Origin of the sequence: Mycetocola zhujimingii (assembly GCF_003065425.1) — a bacterium.
Lineage (GTDB): Bacteria > Actinomycetota > Actinomycetes > Actinomycetales > Microbacteriaceae > Mycetocola_A > Mycetocola_A zhujimingii.
Window position 1 is genome coordinate 290,884 of sequence record NZ_CP026949.1, and the last position, 22,833, is coordinate 313,716.

General features: G+C 66.2%; 25 protein-coding genes. 11 read left to right on the top strand and 14 right to left on the bottom strand.

All coding sequences use genetic code 11. The features are described from left to right. Nucleotides 1–114 precede the first annotated feature (114 nt). The gene (locus C3E77_RS01395) at nt 115–1,302 is read left to right on the top strand and encodes a TerC family protein (RefSeq protein ID WP_108390007.1); all 1,188 of its coding nucleotides are present in this window, start codon (nt 115–117) and stop codon (nt 1,300–1,302) included. A gap of 76 nt (nt 1,303–1,378) precedes the next feature. Here C3E77_RS01395 and C3E77_RS01400 read toward each other — a convergent pair whose 3' ends face one another. After that, on the bottom strand, nt 1,379–1,981 hold the full coding sequence (locus tag C3E77_RS01400; protein ID WP_198410523.1) for a fasciclin domain-containing protein: 603 nt from the start codon (nt 1,979–1,981) through the stop codon (nt 1,379–1,381). A 443-nt stretch (nt 1,982–2,424) separates the two neighbouring features. Between C3E77_RS01400 and C3E77_RS01405 the strand changes: the two genes are divergently transcribed. The 3 genes from C3E77_RS01405 (at nt 2,425) to C3E77_RS01415 (ending at nt 4,869) form a co-directional block, all read left to right on the top strand. Then, the gene (locus C3E77_RS01405; RefSeq protein WP_234031255.1) at nt 2,425–2,976 is read left to right on the top strand and encodes an RNA polymerase sigma factor; all 552 of its coding nucleotides are present in this window, start codon (nt 2,425–2,427) and stop codon (nt 2,974–2,976) included. After that, nucleotides 2,960–3,736 (top strand): anti-sigma factor, encoded by a 777-nt coding sequence (locus C3E77_RS01410; RefSeq protein ID WP_108390009.1) that lies wholly within the window; start codon nt 2,960–2,962, stop codon nt 3,734–3,736. The genes C3E77_RS01405 and C3E77_RS01410 overlap by 17 nt, the downstream gene beginning before the upstream one ends. A 155-nt stretch (nt 3,737–3,891) precedes the next feature. Next, on the top strand, nt 3,892–4,869 hold the full coding sequence (locus C3E77_RS01415) for an NAD-dependent epimerase/dehydratase family protein (protein ID WP_108390010.1): 978 nt from the start codon (nt 3,892–3,894) through the stop codon (nt 4,867–4,869). Between the two features lie 29 nt (nt 4,870–4,898). Here C3E77_RS01415 and C3E77_RS01420 read toward each other — a convergent pair whose 3' ends face one another. After that, nucleotides 4,899–5,558 (bottom strand): histidine phosphatase family protein, encoded by a 660-nt coding sequence (locus tag C3E77_RS01420; protein ID WP_108390011.1) that lies wholly within the window; start codon nt 5,556–5,558, stop codon nt 4,899–4,901. A 219-nt stretch (nt 5,559–5,777) separates the two neighbouring features. Here C3E77_RS01420 and C3E77_RS15345 point away from each other — a divergent pair, with 219 nt between their 5' ends. After that, entirely contained in the window at nt 5,778–6,035 is a 258-nt protein-coding gene (locus C3E77_RS15345; protein WP_158270342.1) for a hypothetical protein, read from the top strand. A 71-nt stretch (nt 6,036–6,106) separates the two neighbouring features. Continuing rightward, nucleotides 6,107–7,024 (top strand): DUF1206 domain-containing protein, encoded by a 918-nt coding sequence (locus tag C3E77_RS01425; protein ID WP_162924876.1) that lies wholly within the window; start codon nt 6,107–6,109, stop codon nt 7,022–7,024. A 108-nt stretch (nt 7,025–7,132) separates the two neighbouring features. Here C3E77_RS01425 and C3E77_RS01430 read toward each other — a convergent pair whose 3' ends face one another. Both C3E77_RS01430 and C3E77_RS01435 read right to left on the bottom strand, forming a co-directional pair. Next, a complete protein-coding gene (locus C3E77_RS01430) occupies nt 7,133–7,306 on the bottom strand; it encodes a CsbD family protein (protein WP_108390013.1) in 174 nt (57 codons plus the stop codon). A gap of 119 nt (nt 7,307–7,425) precedes the next feature. Then, nucleotides 7,426–7,632 (bottom strand): hypothetical protein, encoded by a 207-nt coding sequence (locus C3E77_RS01435; RefSeq protein WP_108390014.1) that lies wholly within the window; start codon nt 7,630–7,632, stop codon nt 7,426–7,428. A gap of 196 nt (nt 7,633–7,828) precedes the next feature. Here C3E77_RS01435 and C3E77_RS01440 point away from each other — a divergent pair, with 196 nt between their 5' ends. Then, nucleotides 7,829–8,728: an alpha/beta fold hydrolase gene (locus tag C3E77_RS01440; RefSeq protein WP_108390015.1), complete on the top strand. Its 900-nt coding sequence runs from the start codon at nt 7,829–7,831 to the stop codon at nt 8,726–8,728. Here the strand turns inward: C3E77_RS01440 and C3E77_RS01445 are convergent. Continuing rightward, nucleotides 8,676–9,455, bottom strand: a complete 780-nt coding sequence (locus C3E77_RS01445; RefSeq protein WP_108390016.1) for a glycosyltransferase family 2 protein — start codon at nt 9,453–9,455, stop codon at nt 8,676–8,678. The two genes, C3E77_RS01440 and C3E77_RS01445, sit on opposite strands and share 53 nt — an antisense overlap. Before the next feature lie 116 nt (nt 9,456–9,571). Between C3E77_RS01445 and C3E77_RS01450 the strand changes: the two genes are divergently transcribed. Next, complete coding sequence (locus C3E77_RS01450; RefSeq protein WP_108390017.1) at nt 9,572–9,817, top strand: hypothetical protein; 246 nt, start codon at nt 9,572–9,574, stop codon at nt 9,815–9,817. Further along, on the top strand, nt 9,801–10,931 hold the full coding sequence (locus tag C3E77_RS01455) for a YihY/virulence factor BrkB family protein (RefSeq protein ID WP_108390018.1): 1,131 nt from the start codon (nt 9,801–9,803) through the stop codon (nt 10,929–10,931). The genes C3E77_RS01450 and C3E77_RS01455 overlap by 17 nt, the downstream gene beginning before the upstream one ends. 128 nt (nt 10,932–11,059) lie before the next feature. On the opposite strand, the gene C3E77_RS01460 is transcribed toward C3E77_RS01455, so the two are convergent. From C3E77_RS01460 to C3E77_RS01480, 5 genes are all read right to left on the bottom strand, one after another. Continuing rightward, nucleotides 11,060–11,620: a methylated-DNA--[protein]-cysteine S-methyltransferase gene (locus C3E77_RS01460; protein ID WP_108390019.1), complete on the bottom strand. Its 561-nt coding sequence runs from the start codon at nt 11,618–11,620 to the stop codon at nt 11,060–11,062. Beyond that, nucleotides 11,617–13,125: an AlkA N-terminal domain-containing protein gene (locus tag C3E77_RS01465; RefSeq protein WP_108390020.1), complete on the bottom strand. Its 1,509-nt coding sequence runs from the start codon at nt 13,123–13,125 to the stop codon at nt 11,617–11,619. The genes C3E77_RS01460 and C3E77_RS01465 overlap by 4 nt, the downstream gene beginning before the upstream one ends. A 102-nt stretch (nt 13,126–13,227) precedes the next feature. Then, nucleotides 13,228–13,665 (bottom strand): MarR family winged helix-turn-helix transcriptional regulator, encoded by a 438-nt coding sequence (locus C3E77_RS01470; protein ID WP_108390021.1) that lies wholly within the window; start codon nt 13,663–13,665, stop codon nt 13,228–13,230. A gap of 22 nt (nt 13,666–13,687) precedes the next feature. After that, nucleotides 13,688–13,972 carry a hypothetical protein gene (locus tag C3E77_RS01475; RefSeq protein ID WP_146188160.1) on the bottom strand — a complete coding sequence of 95 codons (285 nt, stop codon included), beginning with the start codon at nt 13,970–13,972 and terminating at the stop codon, nt 13,688–13,690. 73 nt (nt 13,973–14,045) lie between these two features. Further along, the gene (locus C3E77_RS01480; RefSeq protein WP_108390023.1) at nt 14,046–15,323 is read right to left on the bottom strand and encodes an MFS transporter; all 1,278 of its coding nucleotides are present in this window, start codon (nt 15,321–15,323) and stop codon (nt 14,046–14,048) included. A gap of 60 nt (nt 15,324–15,383) precedes the next feature. On the opposite strand from C3E77_RS01480, the gene C3E77_RS01485 reads away from it, so the two are divergent. Continuing rightward, a complete protein-coding gene (locus C3E77_RS01485) occupies nt 15,384–15,995 on the top strand; it encodes a CGNR zinc finger domain-containing protein (RefSeq protein ID WP_108390024.1) in 612 nt (203 codons plus the stop codon). 203 nt (nt 15,996–16,198) lie between these two features. Here the strand turns inward: C3E77_RS01485 and C3E77_RS01490 are convergent, their stop codons facing one another. Beyond that, a complete protein-coding gene (locus C3E77_RS01490) occupies nt 16,199–17,320 on the bottom strand; it encodes an ice-binding family protein (protein WP_108390025.1) in 1,122 nt (373 codons plus the stop codon). A 375-nt stretch (nt 17,321–17,695) separates the two neighbouring features. Here C3E77_RS01490 and C3E77_RS01495 point away from each other — a divergent pair, with 375 nt between their 5' ends. Continuing rightward, nucleotides 17,696–20,242: an excinuclease ABC subunit UvrA gene (locus tag C3E77_RS01495; RefSeq protein ID WP_198412177.1), complete on the top strand. Its 2,547-nt coding sequence runs from the start codon at nt 17,696–17,698 to the stop codon at nt 20,240–20,242. On the opposite strand, the gene C3E77_RS01500 is transcribed toward C3E77_RS01495, so the two are convergent. From C3E77_RS01500 to upp, 3 genes are all read right to left on the bottom strand, one after another. Further along, nucleotides 20,212–20,991 carry a formylglycine-generating enzyme family protein gene (locus C3E77_RS01500; protein ID WP_108390026.1) on the bottom strand — a complete coding sequence of 260 codons (780 nt, stop codon included), beginning with the start codon at nt 20,989–20,991 and terminating at the stop codon, nt 20,212–20,214. The genes C3E77_RS01495 and C3E77_RS01500 overlap by 31 nt on opposite strands. Beyond that, nucleotides 20,992–21,711: a winged helix-turn-helix domain-containing protein gene (locus tag C3E77_RS01505; RefSeq protein ID WP_108390027.1), complete on the bottom strand. Its 720-nt coding sequence runs from the start codon at nt 21,709–21,711 to the stop codon at nt 20,992–20,994. A gap of 446 nt (nt 21,712–22,157) precedes the next feature. Next, on the bottom strand, nt 22,158–22,790 hold the full coding sequence (gene upp, locus C3E77_RS01510; RefSeq protein WP_108390028.1) for a uracil phosphoribosyltransferase: 633 nt from the start codon (nt 22,788–22,790) through the stop codon (nt 22,158–22,160). Nucleotides 22,791–22,833: the final 43 nt, after the last annotated feature.

Sequence of the window (22,833 nt, forward strand, 5' to 3'; positions counted from 1 at the left end):
CGCGTTCTCGTGGTCGTGGCGTCCGCTCTGGAACCCTGCGACCCCACCCGCGTAGGCTGGTTCTGACTCCACGGTGCGGCGCACCGATTGCCGGCCTCGAACGAAAGCAGAACCGTGCAGGTATCGCCTTTGATCTGGACCCTCACGATTGTCTTCATTCTGGCGTTGCTCGCCTTCGACTTCTTCTTCCATGTGCGGAAGGCGCACATCCCGACGCTCAAGGAAGCGGCGATCTGGTCGTCGATCTACATCGGCATTGCGATCGTTTTCGGCCTCGGCGTTCTCATTTTCGGCGGCGCTGATCCCGGGTCGGAGTACTTTGCCGGTTACATCACCGAGAAGGCGCTGTCTGTTGACAACCTCTTCGTCTTCCTGATCATCATGTCGAGCTTCCGGGTGCCCCGCGAAGACCAGCAAAAGGTGCTGCTGTTCGGAATCGTCTTCTCCCTTATCGCCAGGACCGCGTTCATCTTCCTCGGAGCAGCCCTGATCAATTCGTTTGCCTGGATCTTCTATTTCTTCGGTCTCATCCTCCTGCTCACGGCGGGCAACATGCTGAAGCCTAAAAAGGACGAGAAAGATGAGGCAGACAACCTCATCATCCGGTTAGCGAGGAAAGTGCTCCCGACTTCGGAGCACTACGACGGAGACAAGCTGATCACCGTGGAGAACGGCAAGCGCGTTCTCACCCCGATGCTCCTCGTGATGGTGGCCATCGGCGGTACCGACATTCTCTTCGCGCTCGACTCGATCCCCGCAATCTTCGGCCTCACGCAAGACGTCTTCATCGTGTTCACAGCGACGGCGTTCTCGCTGCTCGGACTTCGCCAGCTCTTCTTCCTCATCGACGGGCTCCTCGACCGCCTCGTCTACCTGTCCTACGGGCTCGCCGCGATTCTCGGCTTCATCGGCGTCAAGCTGATCCTGCACGCGTTGCACGAGAACAACGTGCCGTTCATCAACAACGGAGAGCACGTTCCCGTCGTCGAGATCAGCACCGGCGTCTCGCTGACCTTCATCCTCGGGGTACTCGTCGTCACTGTCGTGGCGTCGATGCTGAGTCCGAAGGGCAAAGCACATGCAGCGATCTCCGGAGCGCGGCGCCACGCGACCGCATACGTCGACCTCGAGTACACGGCAGACCAGAGCGAGCGCAATCGCGTCTTCACCCGTCTCCTCGCTGAGGAAGAAGCCATCCGTTCCCTGCAGCCCAAGTACCGGCAGTGGGTTCGCGATGAGGTGGAGCTCATGGCGCTTCTCAAGCGCGCGCACGACGAGCACGACGCGTCGGTGACGAAGTAGCCGCTGCTCGGTAGCGAGACAGCGCCCGCCTCGAGGGTGCCGACGCCCTCAACGAGAACGCCGGCCCCCTCGGCAGTTAGATCACCGCGGGAGCGAGTACGCGGTCAATGCCGTGCAGGACACCATTGCTCGCGCGGATGTTGAGCTGCTTCAGGATGAGGCGCGGGTCGCGAAGGCTCGTGTTCTCATCGCGGAGCGTGGTCAGCCGTGGCTTGATCACTCCACCATTTGCGACAGTGATCGACCTCGAGAGCAGAACCTCGATCGCTCCGAGTGAGCGGTCTGGCACGACGTGATACAGCAGGACGTTGCTGATCTGCTCGGTGGTCAGAGCCGTCGTGATCGTCGTCAGCGCCGCGGCTTCACTGACCGGCGCTGTGCCCGTCAGGTCCGTCACGAGCCGGGCAAACGCGCGGTCGTTCGGGGCGAAAACCGTGAACCGACGGGAGGTGTCGGCGAGCACCGGGGCCAGCCCGGTGGCGCCAAGCGCCTGGATGAGCAGATCGTAATCGTGCGGGTTGTTGTCGGGTGTTCCGCCACCGGATGCCGCCACAGCGACGTCGACGATCGAGCCGGTGGGGGTTGCGGATCCGTGCGCACTCGCTGGTGCCATCGGTCCGACGAGGATCAGGGCCGCAACGGCGGCGGTGATCGCGGAGACGGTGTTCTTCTTTTTCATGTTCGGCACTCCTTTGTCATGGCATATTCATGCCCCGAATGGGTGCCTCCCGCGAAGGAGCATACGACAGGCGTGGAGCGTCCGCCATAGCTAAAAAAGTTTCCACACTGTTTCGGTCTCGGTGCATCCAAACCACTGTCTGAGACGGAAGTACCTGTGAGAGCGCGGTTGTGTCGCCGGATCCTGGCCGGGTGCCTCTGACTTGGGTTCCGGCGGCGCATCCCGCTTTCATCCCGGTCCGGCGAGCCGACCCGGAGTTCAGCACGGCACGACGGCGGGACGCAATGTCAACGAACAGCAGGCCGGTCCGCTCCGACGACAACTCGGAGGGCTGGTCTCGAGGAGGTGAATGGTTGAGACTGTGGGTGGCGGCGCCGCCGATCGAGCACCGACCGACTCCAACGTCTCAACCGCGATTCCGGATCGAGAGGTCACACACTGACGTGACGGACCCCACCGATGCCGATATCGCCGCGCGATTCAGTGCGGGTGACGAGCGCGCGCTCGCCGACGCATATGCCCGATTCTCACGCGTTGTGTATTCCCTGGCCCGACGGGTTCTGGGCATCGATGCAGACGCTGAGGATGTGACGCAACAGGTTTTCATCGCAGCGTGGCGCGGCCGTGACACCTTCGATGAGGCCAAGGGGCCGCTCGGTGCGTGGCTCGTCGGAATCACCCGCAGGCGCATCGCCGACGCGCTGGAAGCACGCTCACGGGTTCGCAGGATCGAGGAGAGCTGGGCGGAGGCGTCGGGCACACGTGCCCAACCCGAGGTGGTGGACGTTGCCGAACGACTGATGATTGCCGATGAGCTTGAACGCCTTGACCCGGTTCCCCGGCGAGTCATGGCACTCGCGTTCTATGGCGACCTGACACACTCGGAGATCGCAGAGACGACAGGAATCCCGCTTGGCACCGTGAAGAGCCATATCCGGCGAAGTCTTGGCAAGCTGCGCACCCGATTGGAGGTGACTGATGATGCACCTCGATGACGACGAGTTGGTTCTCTACTCCTTCGGCGAAGACACACCGGATGCCGCACAGCGCGAGCACCTCGAGAACTGCGCCCTGTGCAGTGCCGAGCTCAACGCATTGAAGCACCTCGTGAGCGCCGGGCGCGCGCTCGATGACACCGATCTCGTTGAAGCGCCCGATTCTGTGTGGCAGCGGATCCACGCGGAGCTCGAGCTGTCCCCGGAGCTCGGACCGGTTCCGCGCGACGGCGGGGCCCAACCCGTGACGGTTGGCGTCGCCGCTCCACTGCAGGTGCCCTCCCGGCGCGCCTCGCCCACTCGCCCTGAGCGCGAACAGCGGAGGGGGAGGATCCGCCCGATGACCGCCCTGCTCGTTGCGGCGTCGCTCGTGGTTGGGCTCATTGCGGGCATCGCGGGAACCGTGCTGGTCTCCCGTCCCGGTGATCCGCGGCTCCTGGCCGAAGCCGAACTCCAGCCGTTCCCCGACTGGGATGTTTCCGGCTCGGCACGCGTCGAGGAGAACGAGGCAGGTGTGCGCCACATCGTGGTCGACGTCTCTGCGCCGGGTGAAGGACTGACCGAGGTCTGGCTTATCGATCCCGAGACCTCCGGGCTGGTCAGCCTTGGACTGCTAGGTGGCGAGTCGGGCACGTTTGCAATTCCCGAGGGCGTCGATCTCTCGCGCTACACGGTCGTCGATGTGTCCCGGGAGCCGGCCGACGGTAACCCGGCTCACTCCGGCGACTCGATAGCGCGCGGCGAGCTCCGCGGCTCCTGAGCTTTCGTTTGCCCAGCTTTCTTCCTACCGAAAGGCCGGCAACAGACACCGACACTTCCGACGCACACTCGCCGGGTACCGGCCCGAGTTTCCGTCACCGCCACCACCGGTGGCATAAGCTCGCTCCATCCACTCGCCAGCGAAAGGTGCAGAACATGTCACGGATCGTCGTCATCGGTGCAACGGGCCACGTTGGAACCTCTCTCGTTCCCCGGTTGGTTGCGTCCGGACACGACGTCGTCGCTGTGAGCCGCGGCATCCGGTCGCCGTATCGAGAGGATGTCGCGTGGCGACAGGTTCGGCGGGTCGAACTCGATCGCGAAGCCGGTGATTCCGACGGCTCGTTCGCCGGCGCGATCGCCGAACTCAACGCAGACATGGTCGTCGACATGATGTGTTTCACCGAGAGTTCTGCCGCGCAACTCGTTGAGGCTCTCCGAGGGCGTGTCGAGATTCTGCTCAGCGCAGGAACGATCTGGGTCCACGGGCCAGCGGTCGCCGTGCCGACGCGCGAGTCGGACGACAGACACCCGATCGGCGAGTACGGAACCAACAAGTCCGCGATCGAGGCCCTCCTGGCGGCTGAAACCCGGAACGGCGGCCTGCGGACGGCGGTTCTGCACCCCGGGCACATCTCCGGGCCCGGCTGGCCCATGGTCAACGCACAGGGAAACTTCGACACCGGCGTGTGGGAGACCCTCGCCGCCGGCGAACCGCTGGTCCTGCCGAACCTCGGGCTCGAGACGGTGCACCACGTTCACGCGGATGACGTCGCGCAGGCGTTCCACAAGGCGATCGCGCACCCCGACGCGGTGGCGGGGAAGAGCTACCACGTCGTGTCGGAACGGGCCATGACGCTCCGCGGGATCGCAGAGACCGCCGCGCGCTGGTTCGGCCGCGAACCGCAGCTCCGGTTCGCCCCGCTCGAGGAGTTCCTCGCCACGCTGACACCGGAACACGCCGACGCGTCACGCGAACACATCTTGCGCAGCCCGTCCATGAGCATCGCGGCGGCTGCGACCGACTTCGGCTATGCCCCGCGTTTCACCTCGGCGGCAACGATTGCGGACGGCGTCCGGTGGCTCGTTGCTGATGGGCAGGTCGACACGGGCGGGCGGTCCTTGAGGGAGTGACCCGGCCTCGTACCCGGGGTGCCCCGCGCTCAGCCCACAGCTTCGCCGGTCGCGTCATCCGCTGAGGCGTCGAAGAGGTCGTGGCCGCCGATGGGATCCCCGTCCCACTCCACCACGTTCCAGCCGTCGACGGGGCTGCCGGTCACGATGACGACGCCCGTGTTCGACAGCGGATGCTCGGCGGCGTAATCCCCGTCGATGTTCGCGGCTCGAGCGGCGACCCAGGTGCGGATGGCGGCGCCATGGCTGACCACGGCCGCCGTCGACATGCCGCTCTGCGAGACCCGCTCGACGGCGCCGTCAAATCTCTCGAAGAACTCGTGGCCGTCGTATCCGCCCGGCATGGAGCGGGAAAGATCGCCGCCCGCCCAGGCGAAGACGGTTTCCAGGTACGTCAGGTGTGACTCGTGATCGCTGTGTCCCTCGAGCGCTCCCGCGTCGATTTCGTGGATGCCATCGATGATGCGGGTGTCGAGGCCGCGGTCGACGGCGAGGGGTTCTGCGGTGAGCTGGGTCCTGATGAGTGTCGATGCGAACAGTTCTTCGATCTTCTCGGCGCGGAGTGCCCGGGGGATCGCGCGGGCCTGACGGGTGCCGAGAGCGGTCAGCCCGGGGCCCGGATAGGCGGTGTCGAGCAGGCCCCGCACGTTGGACGGAGTCTGACCGTGCCGAATGAAGAGAATCCGCACCGTGTTGCCTTTCGCAGAGAGTGGAGCCGCACCCCGGAGAACTGCGCCGGGCGGGGAGGGGTTTCCAGTCTCGGTTGACCGTGCCCTCGAGGGCAAGTGCCTCGGGCGCACGCGTGTCTGTCAAGGCTCTCCGAGGAACGCTTGGCGTGTCGCGGGGAAGCTGTCTATGCTCCTTAACATTCGAACATAGATACGCATGAGGGAGTCACAATGAACGCCGTGAGGGATCGAACCGCGACCGTGTGGACCGATGGTGACCGGCCGTTGCGGATGTTTTGGCAAGACAAGCGATGGCGGGTCTCCGACACCCCGACAGGGATCTACGGCGAACCCGATTTCGCTCACCCGTTGCTCACGCACTCGCCCGTCGTGCGCATCGGCTGGCGGTTTCAGGTCACAGACGACGAGGGCGAATCGCTGGTCGTGGATGCGATCCAGGACGAGGGTCAGTGGGTCATCGCGAAAACATACCGGTAGTCGGGAGAGAATGGTCGTGTGACACATTCGCTCCCGGCGCCGCGGTTCGGCAGACCCGCCGCGATGCCGCGATGAGCGAGGGAGCGGTGGCAGACCGGGTGACGCAGCTTCGCGAAACGGCGCGAGAACGCATCAAGGACGCTGCGGAACGCGCGAACGACCATCCCAAGGTGCGCATCGCCGCCCGGGCGGGCCTCGTGGCCAACGGGATCATTCACATTCTCATCGGCTGCATCGCCATCGGGATCGCCTGGGGCGCGTCCGGCCAGGCGGACCAGTCCGGAGCGCTCACCGCTGTCGGCTCTACACCGGTCGGCAGCGTTCTGCTCTGGGCTGCCTCAGCATCGTTCATCGGCCTCGCCGTCCTGCAGGGAAGCGAGGCGGCGCGGGTGTATTCAATTCACCGGAAACTCGTTCTTCTCCGCCGGTGGACCAACGTTGCCAAGAGCCTCGGCTACACGGGTATCGCGATGGTGACGGCGCTCTACGCTCTCGGTAGCCGCCATAACGGCTCCGAGGTTTCGCAAACACTCAGTGCGGACCTGCTCAACACCCCTGGCGGGGTCTTCGCGCTCGTCGCAGTCGGCGTGCTGGTCGGCACCGTTGGCGGAACGCTGATCTTCCGTGGGCTTTCGCGCAACTTCCGCGAGGAACTCGAGCCGCTCTCCGGCACACGCTCCCATGTCGTCGTCTCGCTTGGACTTCTTGGGCACACGGCAAAGGGTGTGGCACTCGTGATCTCCGGCGTGCTGTTCCTCTGTGCCGCGGCATTCGCCGATCCGGATGCCGCGCGCGGCGTCGACGGTGCGCTCCGGGTAGTCGCGTTTCTTCCCCTTGGCGGGGCTCTGCTCGTCGTGGTGGCGAGCGGGTTTGTCGCGTACGGGTTCTACCTCTTCGCCCGCGCGCGGTTTCTCCGGAAGGGCCCGCTCGTGGTGGTCACCCGAAAGGACCGCAGGCGGCTGCAGCGCGGCGAAGCGCTCGACATCTGAGGGCCCGCGACATCCGAAATGTACGGCGCGCCATCGACGTGCTGGTGCCTGTGCCCACGCATGCAAATGGCCCGGTCCCACCTGAGGTGAAACCGGGCCACGACTGGCCTACTTGTTGAAGGCATCCTTCACGTGTTCGCCAGCCTGCTTGAGGTTTGCCTTGCTCTGGTCTTTTTGGCCATCGGCCTGAAGCTTTTCGTTGTCGGTAGCTCCGCCAAGGCCTTCCTTGGCTTTGCCCATCGCTTCTTCAGCGCCGTTGCCGATCTTGTCTCCGAGTCCCATAGGCTTCTCGCTTTCTGTCGTTGCGAACCACAGTGTGGTTGGACAGTTTTCACTGTAGGTGTTGTTCGGCCGATGCCTCAAGGCCTTGACAACGGATGCCACTGCACTGGTAAGGGCGATCAAGCCTCGTCGGCATCAGCGTCAGCGTCGGAATCATCGGCAGGGTCCGTGTTCACGTCCGGCCGGTTCAGGGGACGGATGTGGTCCTCGCCCTCGGCACTTTCCGGGACAGAACCCTGTGACGTTCCACCTCCTGTTGCGGTGCTGCCCGGTCCGAGGAGAGCCTCGTCGGGGGCATCCGGGTTCTTGTCGCTGACATTCGACATGGTTTCTCCTCAGCTTGCGAGCCAGTTGCCTGGCCCTGTGACGGTGAACGGCCAGTCTGCATGGCGTCGCAGGCCGGGTCAAACCGCTTGCGGAATGACCCGGGCGTGATGACGTGGCGGGATGACGCGGGCGAATGCCGCAGTCGCCCAGACATTGGCCCTGTAGCGCGCGGCGCTGCGGGGGTACATTGTCGCCATGCCAGAGCGCGACCTGCCGACCAGGCTCGACGAGAGCCTGCCGGACGTTGACTGGGACCGTCTCGCGCCCGACGCTCGCCGCTGGACCTTCAGTGCACCGAGCGGTCCGCTCGCCGCTCTGGAGTCGGGGACCCCGTCGGCAGAACGCGCTGTCCTGGTCCCCGGGGTGACCGGCTCGAAAGAGGACTTCAGGTTCGTGATGCCGCAGCTCGTCGCTGCGGGGTATTTCGTGCAGAGTTTCGACCTGGCCGGGCAGTACGAGTCATGGCCGGCAGGACCGGAGAACCTCCGCCCTCCGCGCGTCGAGTACGACTATGACCTGTTAGTGGGCGACCTGATCGCCTTTCTCGAGGCGGGCAGCACGCCCTCACATCTGCTCGGGTATTCGTTTGCCGGTGTCGTCGCGCAACTCGTCGCAGCGCAGAGGCCGGACCTCGTCTCGAGTCTCACGCTGCTCAGTACACCGCCGGTTTCCGGCAGGGCCTACCGTTCGATCAAGCGGATCGGCTGGCTCGATCGCTTCGTGGACGCGCGTGGAAGCGCACTCTTGATGAAGCTCGGCATCGTGTGGAATGTGCAGCGGGTTCCTCCGGGCAGATTACGGTTCGTTCGTGAGCGCTTCACACTCACCCGCGCGGAGGCGCATCGGCAGGTCATGGGCCTGCTTTCGAGAACACCCGATGTGACCGGCGCGCTCGCCGCTCAACCGTTTCCGAAGCTCGTGGCCGTTGGAATGCACGATCTCTGGCCGCTTGGGCTCCATCGCCGGTTCGCGCAGAAGCTCGGCGCAACAATCGCGGTCTACCGCACGGGCCACAGCCCCTGCGAGACGGCGCCGCATCAGCTCAGTCGCGACCTGCTTGAGCTTTACGCCACGGCGCCAGCGGAACGTCGATAAGCCCGGACGCGCGGCGTTCCGCGCGTCGACGCCAGAAGGGTTGCTCCCGCTCGTTGACGAACACCGTGGCAAACCCCCATCCCACCCGCCGGAGAAAGCCGGCAACGGTGCCGAATGGGCGAGCGGAGATCGACATGCCGAGGTTCCTGTCGAAAATCACGCGCATGTCCGGCTCGATCCGGTAGCTGAGATCGAGGTCGTCGTGGACGTCGTTGCGTGAGAGGTGAAGCCCGTCGCGCATGCGCTGCCACGCATCGGCCCTGAGCGCGAAGTTGGATCCGAAGAGAGGAGGGTGGCCGAGCAGGTACGCGATGAGCGTGAAGTACGCACCCAGGAAGCAATACCGCCCGAACCAGCGCGAGAATGCGGTCCCGCCGTAGAACCAGGCGGTCCCTGTGATGGCGGATGCTTCCGGCTGCGTCTGGAAGTCCGCCTCGATTCGCTCCAGCCAGCGTGGTGGCGGAACCGAGTCTGCGTCGAGTCTCGCGAGGATGTCTCCGGTCGCCGCGTCGAAACCCGCGGTGGTCGCCCACAGGATCCCGCGGTGCGGTTCAGGCACGATACGAGCGCCCGCCTCGCGTGCCACGTCGGCCGAGGCATCCGTCGACGCGTTGTCGACGACGATGACCTCGTCGGCTGGCCGGGTTTGAGCTGCGATCGCCGCCAGGCAGGTGCGAAGCAAATCTGCGTCGTTGTAGACAGGGATGATGACGGAGATCGAAGGCACCCCCCAACACTAGGGAGCCTGCGGGATGAACACAGGGGCTTGCGCCGCGGGTCCGCGGATGCCGGTCGGATCGCAACCCCTATCTCGAAATGTTTGAGTGCCGATATCGTGAGTGCATGGTTGACGAGAACGATGTGCGAATGACGCTGCCCACTGACCGCAAAGACCGCGGGCCGGAAATGGGTGAGGCGGTGCAGGTCCTGAATCTCGAGGAGATCCGCGAGGACCTCGCGTCAACCATTTCGGCCATTCGCGAGAAGGTATCGACGGGCATGCTCATCGCTGTCGCCGTCACGCTCGCTGGCATCGTTGTCGCCGCCACCCTGGCCATTGCAAGGGGTGACCATGGCGACGACTTCTAACGACGAGAGGTCGCAGGCCGCGCGCGACGACGAGGACACGGTCCTCGCGTCTGCACCGTCCGATAAGGAACTTGCCGAGGACTCCGACGCTGATCGCGACGCCCCGCGACGTGCGAAGCTCACGCCGAAGGGACTGCTCGCCGTCTACTCGCGCGCCTTCCGCGAGTTCACCAAAGACCAGGTCGGTGATATTGCCGCCTCGCTCACCTACTTCGCAGTTCTCGCGCTGTTCCCCGCGATCCTCGCCATCATCTCGCTGCTGTCGCTCATCAACCAGGGCACCAACGTGACCGACGGCCTGCTCAAAATCTTCGGAGAGATCGCGCCGGGAGACACGGTCGAGAGCCTGAGGGGGCCCATCGAGGACCTGACCGCGACGCCCGCGGCCGGCCTCGGTTTCGTCATCGGTCTCGTCGGTGCCATCTGGTCGGCATCCGGTTATGTCCGGGCGTTCTCGCGCGGGATGAACCGGATCTACAGCGTGCAGGAAGGTCGGCCGTTCCTCAAGTTCCAGCCGGTCATCCTCCTGATCACCGTCATCTCGCTCATCACCCTCACCCTCATGGCGCTCATGATCGTGCTGAGCGGCGACATCGCCGAGGCCGTCGGTAGCGTGATCGGCCTGGGTGACACGGCGCTCCTGGTCTGGAATATTGCCAAGTGGCCGGTGATCGCATTCCTTGCGGTCATGATCCTCGCGATGCTCTACTACGCCACGCCCAACGTCAAGCAGCACAGGTTCCGGTGGCTGACCGTTGGTGCACTGACCGCGCTCGTCGTGTGGGCGCTCGCCACCTTCGGATTCTTCTTCTACGTCTCCAACTTCGGCAACTACGACAGGACATACGGCACCCTCGGTGGCGTGATCGTGTTCCTGCTCTGGCTCTACCTCAGCAACATGGCACTCATGTACGGCGCCGAGGTCGACGCGGAAGTCGAGCGGGTTCGCGAGCTGCAGGCCGGTATCAAGGCGGAGTACGCCATCCAGCTTCCGTTGCGCGGCACCGCGCTCATCGACGCTGCGATCGAGGCAGAGGCGAAAGCCGTCCTGGCTTCCAAGAAGCTGCGGCAGGACTGGCACGCCGAACACGCGCGGGGTTCCGAAGAGGCATAGCCTCGCCGTCGGCGGTGCACGCCGAGAACATCAGTTGCGGTCGAGAGCGTCAGTTGCGGTCGAGAGCATCGGTTGTGCGGGATGTTCTCGCCCGGAAGTGATGCTCTCGCGGCGGGCGGCGAGCTGCATCACACCAGAGCGAGCCTCGCCTCGCGCGTGAGCAGCGACCGCTTGACGTCGATGCCCCAGGCGAACCCGCCCATGGTGCCGTCTGTGCGCAGCACCCGGTGGCACGGAACGAACAGTGCTGGCGTGTTGGTCGCGCAGACGCTCGCCGCGGCGCGCACCGCCGCCGGGTTGCCGATGGCATCGGCGAGTTGACGGTAGGTGAGCGGATGCCCCGGCGCGATTGACCGGAGCGCAGTCCAGCCCCGAAGCCGGAACTCTCCACCGCGCTGCTCGACGGCAACGTTCTCGATGGCGGCGAGGTCGCCGTCGTAGTAGGCGGTGACGGCATCCGCTGCTGATACTGAACCCGCGGTCACGGTTGCCGGTCGAAGCACCGCAGCGATGCGCGCGGTGAGGGCGTCGACGTCGGCGGTCCAGCCGGAGGCGAGTACCGTCCCATTGTCGCGGGCGATGATCGTGAATGGGCCGTCGGGTGTGTTCATCGTGTGGCTGAGCGCGGTGGTCGTTGGCGTGCCCGACGGCGACGCCGCGGGTGCCGGGTGAAGGGTCGTGCTGGTCATGCGATCTCCTCGAGGGTCGTGGCGGGCGGCGGCGCGAGAGGCGCTTTCGTGCGGCGGGATGCCGGCGGTGCCGTGGCGGCGCTCCGCCAGAGGTGCATACAGAGGTAGGAGCGCCACGGCGCGAAGCGCTCGACGTCGCGGGTGAGCGCACGCGGCTCGGCGGGAAGGCCGAGAGTGCGTGCACCGGTTCGCACGGCGACGTCGCCGGGCAGGAAGACGTCGGGATTGCCGAGCACCCGCATGCTGAGATAGCCCGCCGTCCAGTCGCCGATGCCGCGGAAAGCGGTGAGCGCCCGATGCTGTTCGACGGCGTCGTCGCCAAAGCCAATGGAGAATGCGCCGGTGGCGAGAGCCTCGGCCACCGTGAGCAGGGTGTCGATCCTGGCGCGCGGGCCGACCATCGCGTCACGGCCGTGCTCGACGATCTGTGCTGCGGTCGGGAAGAGGTGGCTGAGACCATCGGGCCCGTCGACGGGGGTGCCCGCTGCCGCGGTGAGCCGGTTGAGCTGGGTGCGGGCTGCGGCTACCGAGATCTGCTGCCCGATGATCGCGCGGAACAACATCTCTTCCGGATCCAGGGCCCCGGGCAGGCGGATGCCGGGGGTCGAGTGAACACTCGCTGCGAGGCTTGGATCTGCCCCGAGCGCTCGGTCGATGGCGACCGGATCCGCGTCGAGGTCGAACAGGCGCCGCACCCGCGACACGAGCACGGGCAGGTCGCCGAGCGAGCTCAGCGTAGCCCGCAACCGCAGTGCGTCACCGTCGAGGCGCACCTCGAAACTGCCGGGGCCGCCGGGGAGGGAGACGGTGCGCCGGTATCCGGTCGCTGTGGCGACCTCGACGCCGGCGACCGCACGAGGCACGAACCAGGCGAACAGGCCGGCGGCATCGAACGGCGGGCGGAATGGAAGCGCGAGATCGAGCGTGCCAGGCACTGGGCGGCTCGAGTGCCGCTGCCTGCTCCGGATTTCGCCTGGAGTGAGCTGGAACACCTCACTGATGGTGTCGTTGAACTGCCGGATGCTCGAGAACCCGGCGGCGAATGCAACATCAGACGCGGGCAGGTCTGTCGAGGTGAGCAGGGTGCGTGCGGTCTGCGCGCGCAGTGCGCGCGACAGTGCGAGCGGCCCGGCGCCGAGCTCCTCGGTGAGGATCCGCGTGAGGTGCCGGCTCGAGTAGCCGAGTCGGCCGGCAAGCCCGGGGACGCCTTCACGCTCGATGATCCCATCGCCGATGAGCCGCATGGCCCGCGCGGCGAGATCGTTGCGGAGGTTCCACGCGGGTGTGCCGGGGACGGCTTCGGGGAGGCACCGCTTGCACGCGCGGTAACCGGCCTCGTGCGCTGCGGCACTGGTCGGGAAGAAGGTGACGTTCTCGGACTTCGGTGTGCGCGCCGGGCACGATGGGCGGCAATAAATGCCCGTGGTGCGCACCGCGGTGATGAACTGCCCGTCGAAACGGGAGTCCTTCGCCTGGATGGCGGAGTAGCGCTCGGTGAAGTCCATGCTCCGAGCTTTTCACAGCGGATGCCGTCGGGCTAGCGGAAATCGGACATTGCCGTGGAGGTGCCAGGGCCAGCCGGGGCGCTGGCTGGTCCTGCGGCGAGGCTACTGGCCGCTCTCGCCGCGCAGCTTCGTCGTCAGTTGCTTGAGTTGCAGCAGCTCTTCGTCCGAGAGGGCGCTCATGAGCTCGGTGATGGTGGCCATGTGGTGGCGTGCGGCGTCCCGGTACCTGTCGAAGCCGTCATCCGTTATCGCGACGATCGTGCCTCGTTTGTCGGTGGGGTCGGGATGCTTCGACACCAGCCCGCGCGCGGCAAGCCGGTCGATGAGACGGCTCACGCTGGGCTGGCTGAGCAGAACGAGCCGATTGATGTCGCGCAGCCGTGCCCTGCGGTCGGGCTGGAGGGAGAGGTTGAAGAGAACGTCGTACTCGTTGAGCGACATGCCCCGCAGGGGGAATTCGGCGCCGAGCACCCGCAACACGCCGACCTGCGCCCGAAACAGTGATTCCCACGCGGATACGGCGAGTTCACGGTCTGTCATTGAGCCTCCTTGCGAATCAAGCCTAGGGGGTGTCGTCTCGCTCGCTCCGGTCTTTCGGCGTTGTGCCGGTGATGGCGCGGTAAATCAGCACGAGTCCCGTGAAGTTGACGGCGATGCCGATGAGGGCAACGAGGATGCCGGGAATCAGTGCGACCGGATTCGACTCAACGAGCTGCACAAGCACGAACACGACAGCGCTCGCCACCAGCAGCAGCCCGCCTCCGAAACAGATGAGACCGGTGAGCATGCGCCGACGTGCCCGGTCTGGTTGTGGGCTGCTGGGGGGATCCGGCGGGGTGTTCGACATGGGTTCAGGGTATCGATCCGAAGCTGGTGTCGAGCCGTGTGCGAACGGATGCCGCGGCATCCGCTCGCCCCTGTTACTCGCGGCTCACATCGCTGAGCGCCTTCACCCGGCTGAGCGGGGAGAGAGCGACCCACAGAATGGTGGACAGGCACAGGATGCCGCCGACAAACATGCCGAGGCGGGTGCCGAGCCAGTCCCCGGCAAAGCCACCAGCGAGGGCGCCGAGTGGGATGGTTCCGTAGGTCACCGTGCGCATCGTGGCGTTCACGCGGCCGAGCAGTTCGTCGGGTGTTCGCAACTGCCGGATGGTGATGAGGAGGACGCTTGAGATCGTCGTTCCCGCCCCGTTGAGTGCGAGTGCGGCGCCGAGGAACGCGATGACGGCGACGGTGCCCCACGAGGCATCCGCCAGCGGCAGGACCGCGAGCATGAGGCACTCGACAGTGACGCACAGCATCATGATCCGGCCGACCGTGAGCCGCGCGGTGAGACGTGGGGTCAGTGCTGCCCCGGCAAGTGCGCCGGCGGCACCGACGGAGAAGACCAGTCCGAGCTGGGCCGGTTCCAGGCCAAGCTCCCGCACGGCGTGGACGACGAGCAGGATGGTCACCCACTGGGCGAAGGGGTTGTAGATCGCGGAGAAGCCGACGTTGGACTTCAGGTATGGATCGTGTGCCACCAGCGATACGCCCGCGCGGAGCTCAGCGAGAAAGTTGCGGTTGGCGTGTGTGGCCGGTTTCGACTCGGGGGTGCGGATCGCCGCGAGCGCGCCGGCCGATGTGAGGTACGCACACGCGTTCACCAGGAGCGTTGCCGGTGCCCCGAGGAGCTGCACGATGAGGCCGCCCAGTCCCGGGCCGCCGACGTCGGCGGCGGCAGCGGTCGCCTGGATGCGTGAGTTCGCCTTTTCCAGGTGCTTCCGGGGCACGAGCGAGGGGATGACGGACTGGTAGCCCACCTCGTGCACCACGGCGAAGATGCCCAGTACGGCAGCGGTGACGACCAGGCCGGGCACGCTGAGGGCGCCGAGAGCGACGGCTCCGACGAGTACGACGATGAGTATCGCGCGCGCTGCGTCCGACAGGATGAGCAACCGTCGGCGCCGGTGGCGATCGATGAGGACGCCGAGGGGGAGCGCAAGCAGAAGGAAGGGCACCCACTGCGCGGCGTTGATGACGCCGAGGTCGGTCGCCGACGCGTTCAGGGTGTACAGCGCGAGCAGGGGAAGCGTGAATTCGCGCAGCTGGTCGCCCGTGAACGAGGCGCCCTGCGCCGTCCAAAACCACCGAAAGTCCCCAACTTGCCGCCGTTCCTGCACGACATCCGGTGTAATGAGTGATGGCCGATTCATGCATTAGAGTATGGCGGATTTCTAATGGGCAATACAAGCAGAATCTATTAGAATTGCGCCATGGCATCCACCGAGCGCCGCACAACGTTCTCCACCATCGCCGGGCATCCCGCGCTTGACCTGGTCAACACGGTTGACTGGCGGTTGAGCAGGGAGCGGTTCAGCGAGGAGCTGGTGGCCTACGGCGACGTCCTCACCTGGGCGCTCCAGTTCGAGCTCATCGATGCGGCCGCGGCCCGTGAACTCGAACGGCGCGCGAATGAGAATCCACGCGAAGCTGAAGCCGAAACACTCCGCGTCCGCGAGTTGAGGGAAGCGATCTACCTCGCCGGTTTCGCAGAGGCTGACAACGACACCGTTGCCGCCCACTACCGCGACGCAATTCAGCGAGGCCGTCTCGATCTCGATGGCGGGAAGCGGGTGTGGAAATTTCCTGTCGACCTGTCGCTGCCGCGGCACCACATGGCGATTCAGGCTCTTGATCTCTTCACGCGCGTGGATGCCGCCACGTTCGGCCAGTGCCATGACGCCGAGTGCGGCTGGGTATTCCTCGACACCTCGCCGCGGCACAACCGGCGCTGGTGCGTGTCTGCCGACTGCGGCAATCGCAACCGGGTGCGGGAGTTCTACGAGAGAAATCGCAAGGCGGGAGATTCCGGCCCGGCCGCGTAATACCGGGCATCCTTCCGCCGCGGAGACCCGGGCGTTAACGGATTGAAGGCCGGTCGTAGAGGCTTACGACCGGCCTTCCCCTTGCACCAAGAGTGTCCTGCAATCACATTCCGCTTCAGCTGCCACAGCAAACAACTTCCGCTCTTCGAATATATAACGGAAAGGTAACGGCGTCTAGTTACCGAAACGTTATTTTTCCGAAACTACTCCGCGCGTCTCCGACGCAGCACAGCCATCGGGACCCCGGCTCCAATGAGGAGGGCCGCGATCCCGGCAGGCAGCGCGGTATCGGCACCTGTTGCCGCCACCGTCTCGCTGGTCCGGGCATCAGACCCCGCCCGGTTCTCACTGGGCCCCTGACTGTCGACCGGCGGTGTGGCAGCGGTGTCGTCATCCCTGGCGGGAGGGGTGACGGTGGGCGCTGCCGTGGCCGTGGGTGCGATCGCCGGTGCGGTGACGACGGGAGGGGTGGTCCCCGACGCTGGATCGGCGGGAAGGATGGCCGCTGGCGGGTCTGCGTCTGGTGTCGTTTCCGCTGGCGGCGCGGTTGCGGTCGGTTCGTCAGCCGGCGGAGCCGAAACGGGCGGGGCGCCAGGGGCCTCGCAGTCGCGTGGTGCGGTGATCGTGTTCGCGTCGAGCGTGACCGCCCCGTTCCTCGCGAGCAGTCGTCCGTCGACATCCGCCCCGGTGTTGGCCGTAATCGATGTCAGCGCCATCACGGTGCCGGCGACGCGCGAATACGAGCCGAGTGTGGCCGATGACGTGGACTGCCAGAAAACGTTGCAGGCGGTCAGCTCGCCGCTGAGGACGACGTTGCTGTTCGACGCGAAATTGATGGTGCTCGCTGATTGGAAGATGAAGACCGAGCTGGCATCGCCGACAAGAGTCAGCGTGCCGGTGAGGCTGAGGGCTCCTCCGGCGTACACTCCGGCGGTGAGGCTGCGACCACCAAGTTCGGTGGCGCCGGACTCGGAGGCCGGGCGCCCGGCCGCGTCGAGGTACGCCTTCGTCAGGTCGTCCTGCGCGGTGCGGGCAATGGTGTCGCTCGAGTGGACCGTCCCGTCCACTCGACCCGGCGGGAACCCGGTGACCGCGGCAGAGGGGCTCACGCCGAGGGCGCCGGAGATCACCGACGGGCCCGTGTTGGTGACCGCGGAACCGGCGAGCACGCCGAAGTCTCCCGCCGTAGCCAGTGCAACGGGTGCTTCGGCCGCGGTGGCGCCGAGCGGTGCGGCAACCGACAGGAACAGTGCGAGGGCGGCGGCGGACACGGCGCGAGCACCGAACTTCCGTGCGGCGGTGGGCGAGGGAGGAACGTGGTGCATGGTGCGGGCCTAACGGGGAATGGGAGGTGCGAGCGGCGATGCGCCGTTGGCACGACGATCTGTATCGCTGATGCCTCATCTATGCGGCGAATCGCCCGCGGTGTTTCCCAGCTCTGCTCAGCAGCCTGGTTCGCGGCGATTGTGACGGACTCGTTTGACAGTGACCCCACCCGCACAGTCAGAGCGGATGAGTGACGTTAGCGTCCTCTCACGCACCGGTAAGACGGTGGCGAGGATGTCGAGCCCCTCCTGAACCTTACAGTGAGCGGGGCTGGGGCGGCGCTCGTGCGGGGAGCGCGGGCGATTATTGTAGGTGCGGATGCCGCGTCGCGCGACCCACGGTCATTTTCAGGACACACGCATAGTGTGGAGACGGTGTCGACTCTCACGCAGGACCCCGCCCCGATCATTCCCGACGCCACGGACGCGTCCGACGGTTGCGTGCGCGTGCGCGGTGCCAGGGAGAACAACCTCACCGATGTGGACGTGGATGTACCCCGCGGCTGCATCGTTGCGTTCACCGGGGTGTCAGGATCGGGCAAGTCGTCGCTGGCGTTCGGCACGATCTTCGCCGAGGCGCAGCGCCGATTCCTTGAGTCCGTCGCTCCGTATGCCCGGCGACTGATCGCCCAGGGCCACAACCCGCACGTCGACTCGATCACGGGGCTGCCTCCCGCCGTCGCGCTGCAGCAGCGGCGGGGAGCACCGAGCACCAGGTCGACGGTCGGTACGCTCACGACCCTGTCCAACTCCATGCGCATGCTCTTCTCGCGAGCGGGCACGTATCCGGCGGGGGCGCCGCGGCTCGAGTCTGATTCGTTCTCGCCCAACACGGCGACGGGCGCGTGCCCGCGCTGCCACGGCCTCGGCATCGCACACACGGTGACCGAAGCTTCGGCCGTCCATGATCCGTCGCTCTCGATCCGCGACGGTGCGATCACCGCCTGGCCCGGTGCATGGCAGGGCAAGAACCTGCGCGACGTTGTCGCCGGTCTCGGCTACGACATCGACATCCCGTGGCGCGATCTCCCGCAGGCCGATCGCGACTGGATCCTGTTCACCGAGGAGCAGCCCGTCGTTGAAGTGACCCCCCAGCGCGACCGCGTCGCGAAGCCGTATAAGGGCAGGTTCTGGAGCGCCAAGAGCCACATCATGCACGCGCTCGCCGACTCCAAGAGCGAGATGTCTCGTGCGCGTGCCGCTCGGTTCGTCGAGTCCGGACCCTGCGATCTGTGCGGCGGCAGCGGACTCACCCGAGCGGCGCTCGATGTGACCTTCGCCGGTCACACCGTTGCGGATCTCAACGCCGTTCCGCTCTCCGAGCTCGCCGAGATCCTCCGTCCGACCACCCTCATCCGCACGGCGACCGCAGCGGTGTCATCCGCATCGTCCGGTGAATCGACCGAGGTCGCCGTCACGATCGCCACCGACCTCGTCGCCAGGATCGACGTGCTCATCGGCCTCGGTCTCGGATACCTGAGCCTCGGTCGAAAGACACCGACGCTGTCGCCGGGGGAGATGCAGCGCCTGCGCATCGCGACCCAGCTGCGCTCGGGCCTCTTCGGCGTGATCTACGTGCTCGACGAGCCGTCGGCTGGATTGCACCCCGCCGACGCCGAGCCGCTCATGGTCGTGCTGGAACAGCTCAAGGCATCGGGCAACTCCGTCTTCGTCGTCGAGCACAACATGGACATCGTGCGCCGGGCCGACTGGCTCGTCGACGTTGGCCCCGGCGCGGGCAGCAACGGCGGTGCCGTGCTCTACAGCGGTGCGGTCGACGGCCTCGCCGATGTGAAGACCTCGGTCACGAGGCGCTTCCTGCACCCCGCGAGCGCGAAACCCGACGAGCCCCGCGAGCAGCGTGAGCCGACGGCGTGGCTCGGGCTTCGCGGCGTCTCACGGCACAACCTCGTCGACCTCGACGTCGACGTTCCGCTCGGCGTGCTCACCGTCGTCACAGGGGTCTCCGGTTCGGGAAAGTCGACGCTCGTCAGCGGTGTGCTCGGCGACGCCGTGCGCGAGGGGCTTCGCGCCGGTCGCCACCACGCCGATCCTGTCATGACCGAGTCCGCCCCCGACGACGAGTCCGCTGCCGTCACCACGACCATCGACGGCGTCTCCGGCCTCGAGGCCGTCGACAGGATCGTTCGGGTCGACCAGCGCCCCATCGGCCGCACTCCCCGGTCGAACCTCGCCACGTACACCGGCCTGTTCGACGCCGTCCGGTCGGCGTTTGCCGCGACGACGGATGCCGCGGCGCGCGGATATGACGCCGGCCGCTTCTCCTTCAACGTGGCCGGTGGCCGCTGCGAGACCTGCCTCGGTGAAGGCTTTGTCGCCGTCGAACTCCTCTTCCTGCCGGGCAGCTATGGTGCGTGCCCCGAGTGCGGCGGCAAACGGTACAACGACGAAACGCTCGAGATCGAGTACCGCGGAAAGAACATCGCCGACGTGCTCGCCATGACCGTCGATGAAGCCGCCGGTTTCCTCGCCGACGTCGCCGCGGCATCCCGGAGTCTCGAAACGCTCCGCGATGTCGGCCTCGGCTACCTGCGCCTCGGCCAGCCGGCGACCGAGCTGTCCGGTGGAGAAGCCCAGCGCATCAAGCTCGCCACCGAACTGCAGCGGGCACGCCGCGGGCACACGCTCTACCTGCTCGATGAGCCCACCACAGGGCTGCACCCCGCCGATGTCGAACTGCTCATGACCCAGCTCAACAAGCTCGTCGACACGGGCAACACCGTCGTACTCGTCGAGCACGACATGGGCGTTGCCGCCGGTGCCGACTGGGTCATCGACATGGGTCCGTCCGGAGGAACAGCGGGCGGACGCGTGCTCGTCGCCGGAACCCCGGCCACGGTGGCTGCGCACGACGGCAGCCGCACCGCGCCTTACCTGGCCGAGCGGTTGAGCGGAGCCTGATCGCGCCGGCCGAGCGGGGTCCAGCCGACGGGCAGCGGCCCGGCGATGTGTGCGCGGCGGGTGTCGGCATCCGCTGACCAGCCCTGAGCCTGTCCCGGCTCGCCGACAGCACCGCGCGCCAACCGGAATCCGACGTCGTCGATCACCGCGTCCGGTGCGCTTCCGCGACGAACCGAGGCGCGGCAACTCCAGGCTTCATCGGCCCAGCCACCTCCGCGAAGGCTGCGGTAATCGCCGTATCGGGCCGGATCCGCGTAGTCCCAGCACCACTCCCAGACATTGCCGATCGTGTCGAACAGTCCGAAGGCGTTCGGCGTTTTGAGGGCAACAGCCTGGGCTGCGGCAACGTCGTCGGCCGCGGTCCAGGCAATCTCCGCGAGTGGACCATAGGTGGGCCCCGTCGTTCCCGCGCGGCAGGCCCATTCCCACTCGGCCTCGGTCGGCAGCCGATACCCGTCGGCGGCCGTGTTCCACTCCACAGTGCCGCCGTCAGTGATCGCGTATGCGGGCGCGAGGCCCTCGGCCCGCGACGCGGTGTTGCAGTACCGGACGGCGTCGTTCCACGTGATCGGATGCCGTGGCGTGGCATCCGTTCGTCCCGTCACCGGTGTTCGAGCGAGTTCGAAGGCCTCGAGTGTCACCGTGCGCGTCGACCCGGTGCGTGCGTCCCGCAGCACGATCTCGCCCCCGGGGATGAGCGAGAGGCCCAGCGGTGACGCAAACGTGTGAGCGAGCGTCCGCTCGACCATCTAGATGAAGTCGGGCGAGTGCGCTGCCGCGTGACGGATGGAGACATCCGCGTGGCGGTCGAAGCGGTAACCGACACCACGCACCGTGCGCACGATGTCTTCGTACCGCCCGAGCTTTGCGCGCAAGCGACGGACGTGGACATCGATGGTGCGCTCGTTCGGTGCGTCGTCGTCGCCGGCCTTCCACAGCGACGAGATGAGCTCAGCGCGGTCGATCGTGCGTCCCTCGCGGAGCACGAGGTACTGCAGCAGCTCGAATTCCTTATAGGTCAGGCCGACCGAGTCGTTGTCGAGGATGAGGCGCTTGCGTGAGATGTCGATGACGACACCGGCGTGCGCACGGTCGAGTTCTTCCTCGGTGTCGGCTTCGCGGTGCCTGGCGAGAGCCGACGGATCCTGAAGCGCGAGCCTCACCACATCGACGTCACGGCCACCAGCGCCCTGCGGCGCCAGTGCGACCGCCGCGTAGGTCTCCGATTCAGGGGCCAGGTCGGCGGCGAGAGCCTTGAGTGCGTGGACGATGGCGCCGAGGCTGGTGCCGGCGGCTGCGGCCTTGGCGTCATCGATGCCGACGTAGAGAACGAAGCCGCGGGCCTCGGTTCCCTCCGGAACGGCGCGAAGGTTACGGCCCTGCGGGGTCGAGGGTGCCGGGGCGGATGCTGCCGGCGCAGTCGACCGGACAACGGTCGGAGCGAGTGTGGTTGCGTGTGCGAGAGACATGGGAGAAATCCTTGGATGATGTGCCTGTGTCGAATCCGGGTACACCGGATGACGTTTCGACGGTGAGTCGGTGTGGCGGCCGGTGTTACGGCCTGCGCGAATGCGGGGTGTGGCATCCGTTCGCTCGAGCGGGACCTCGATGGGTTACCGGGAGCGGGGCGAGGGTTTCGCGGTCAGCGACACATTCGACAACACATGACTGCGCTGCCGGCCATCATCAAGCCGGCAGTTCCGTGAGGCTCGGACGAGCTCAGGAGTTGCGCGTTATCAGTCATGGGCATGAGTAAACCCCACTGTGTCAGCACGTGTCAAATCTTTGCATCGGATGACGAAATATCGTCGAAAAGTGCAGATCGTGTGAATCAGCGGGGTTTGACTCGAAGGATATTCGGGACTATTTCCTGTGTGACGGAACGCGTCGCAGGAAGTTCTACTCGGAATTTGACCTAAACGAGACCGTAGAGGCGGTCGCCTGCGTCGCCGAGGCCCGGCACGATGTAGCCGTTCTCGTCGAGGCGTTCGTCGAGGGCGCCGAGCACGATGGTGACGTCGCGACCCTCCGTCGCCTTTTCGAGTGCGGCGATTCCCTCCGGCGCAGCGAGCAGGCAGATGGCAGTGACGTCAATCGCACCCCGGTCGAAGAGGAACTCGATGGCAGCGCCGAGTGAACCACCCGTCGCGAGCATGGGGTCGAGCACGAAGCACTGGCGATCGGAAAGGTCTTCGGGGAGGCGCTCGGCGTACGTTGCCGGCTCAAGCGTCTCTTCATTGCGCAGCATGCCGAGGAAGCCGACCTCTGCCGTTGGCAGCAGCTTGACCATGCCCTCGAGCATGCCGAGACCGGCACGCAGGATGGGGACGACGAGCGGTCGGGGAGTGCTGATCGCGATACCCGTCGTCGTCGTGACCGGCGTCTCGATTTCAACCGGTTCTGTGCGCACGTTGCGGGTCGCTTCGTAGGCCAGGAGGGTGACGAGTTCCTCGGTCAGCGCGCGGAAGACGGGCGCCGGTGTCGATTTGTCACGCAACACGGTGAGTTTGTGGGTGATCAGGGGGTGGTCCGCTACGTGCACTCGCATAGGCTCTAATCTACCTGTTCGGCCGCTCTGCGCCGGTACAAGG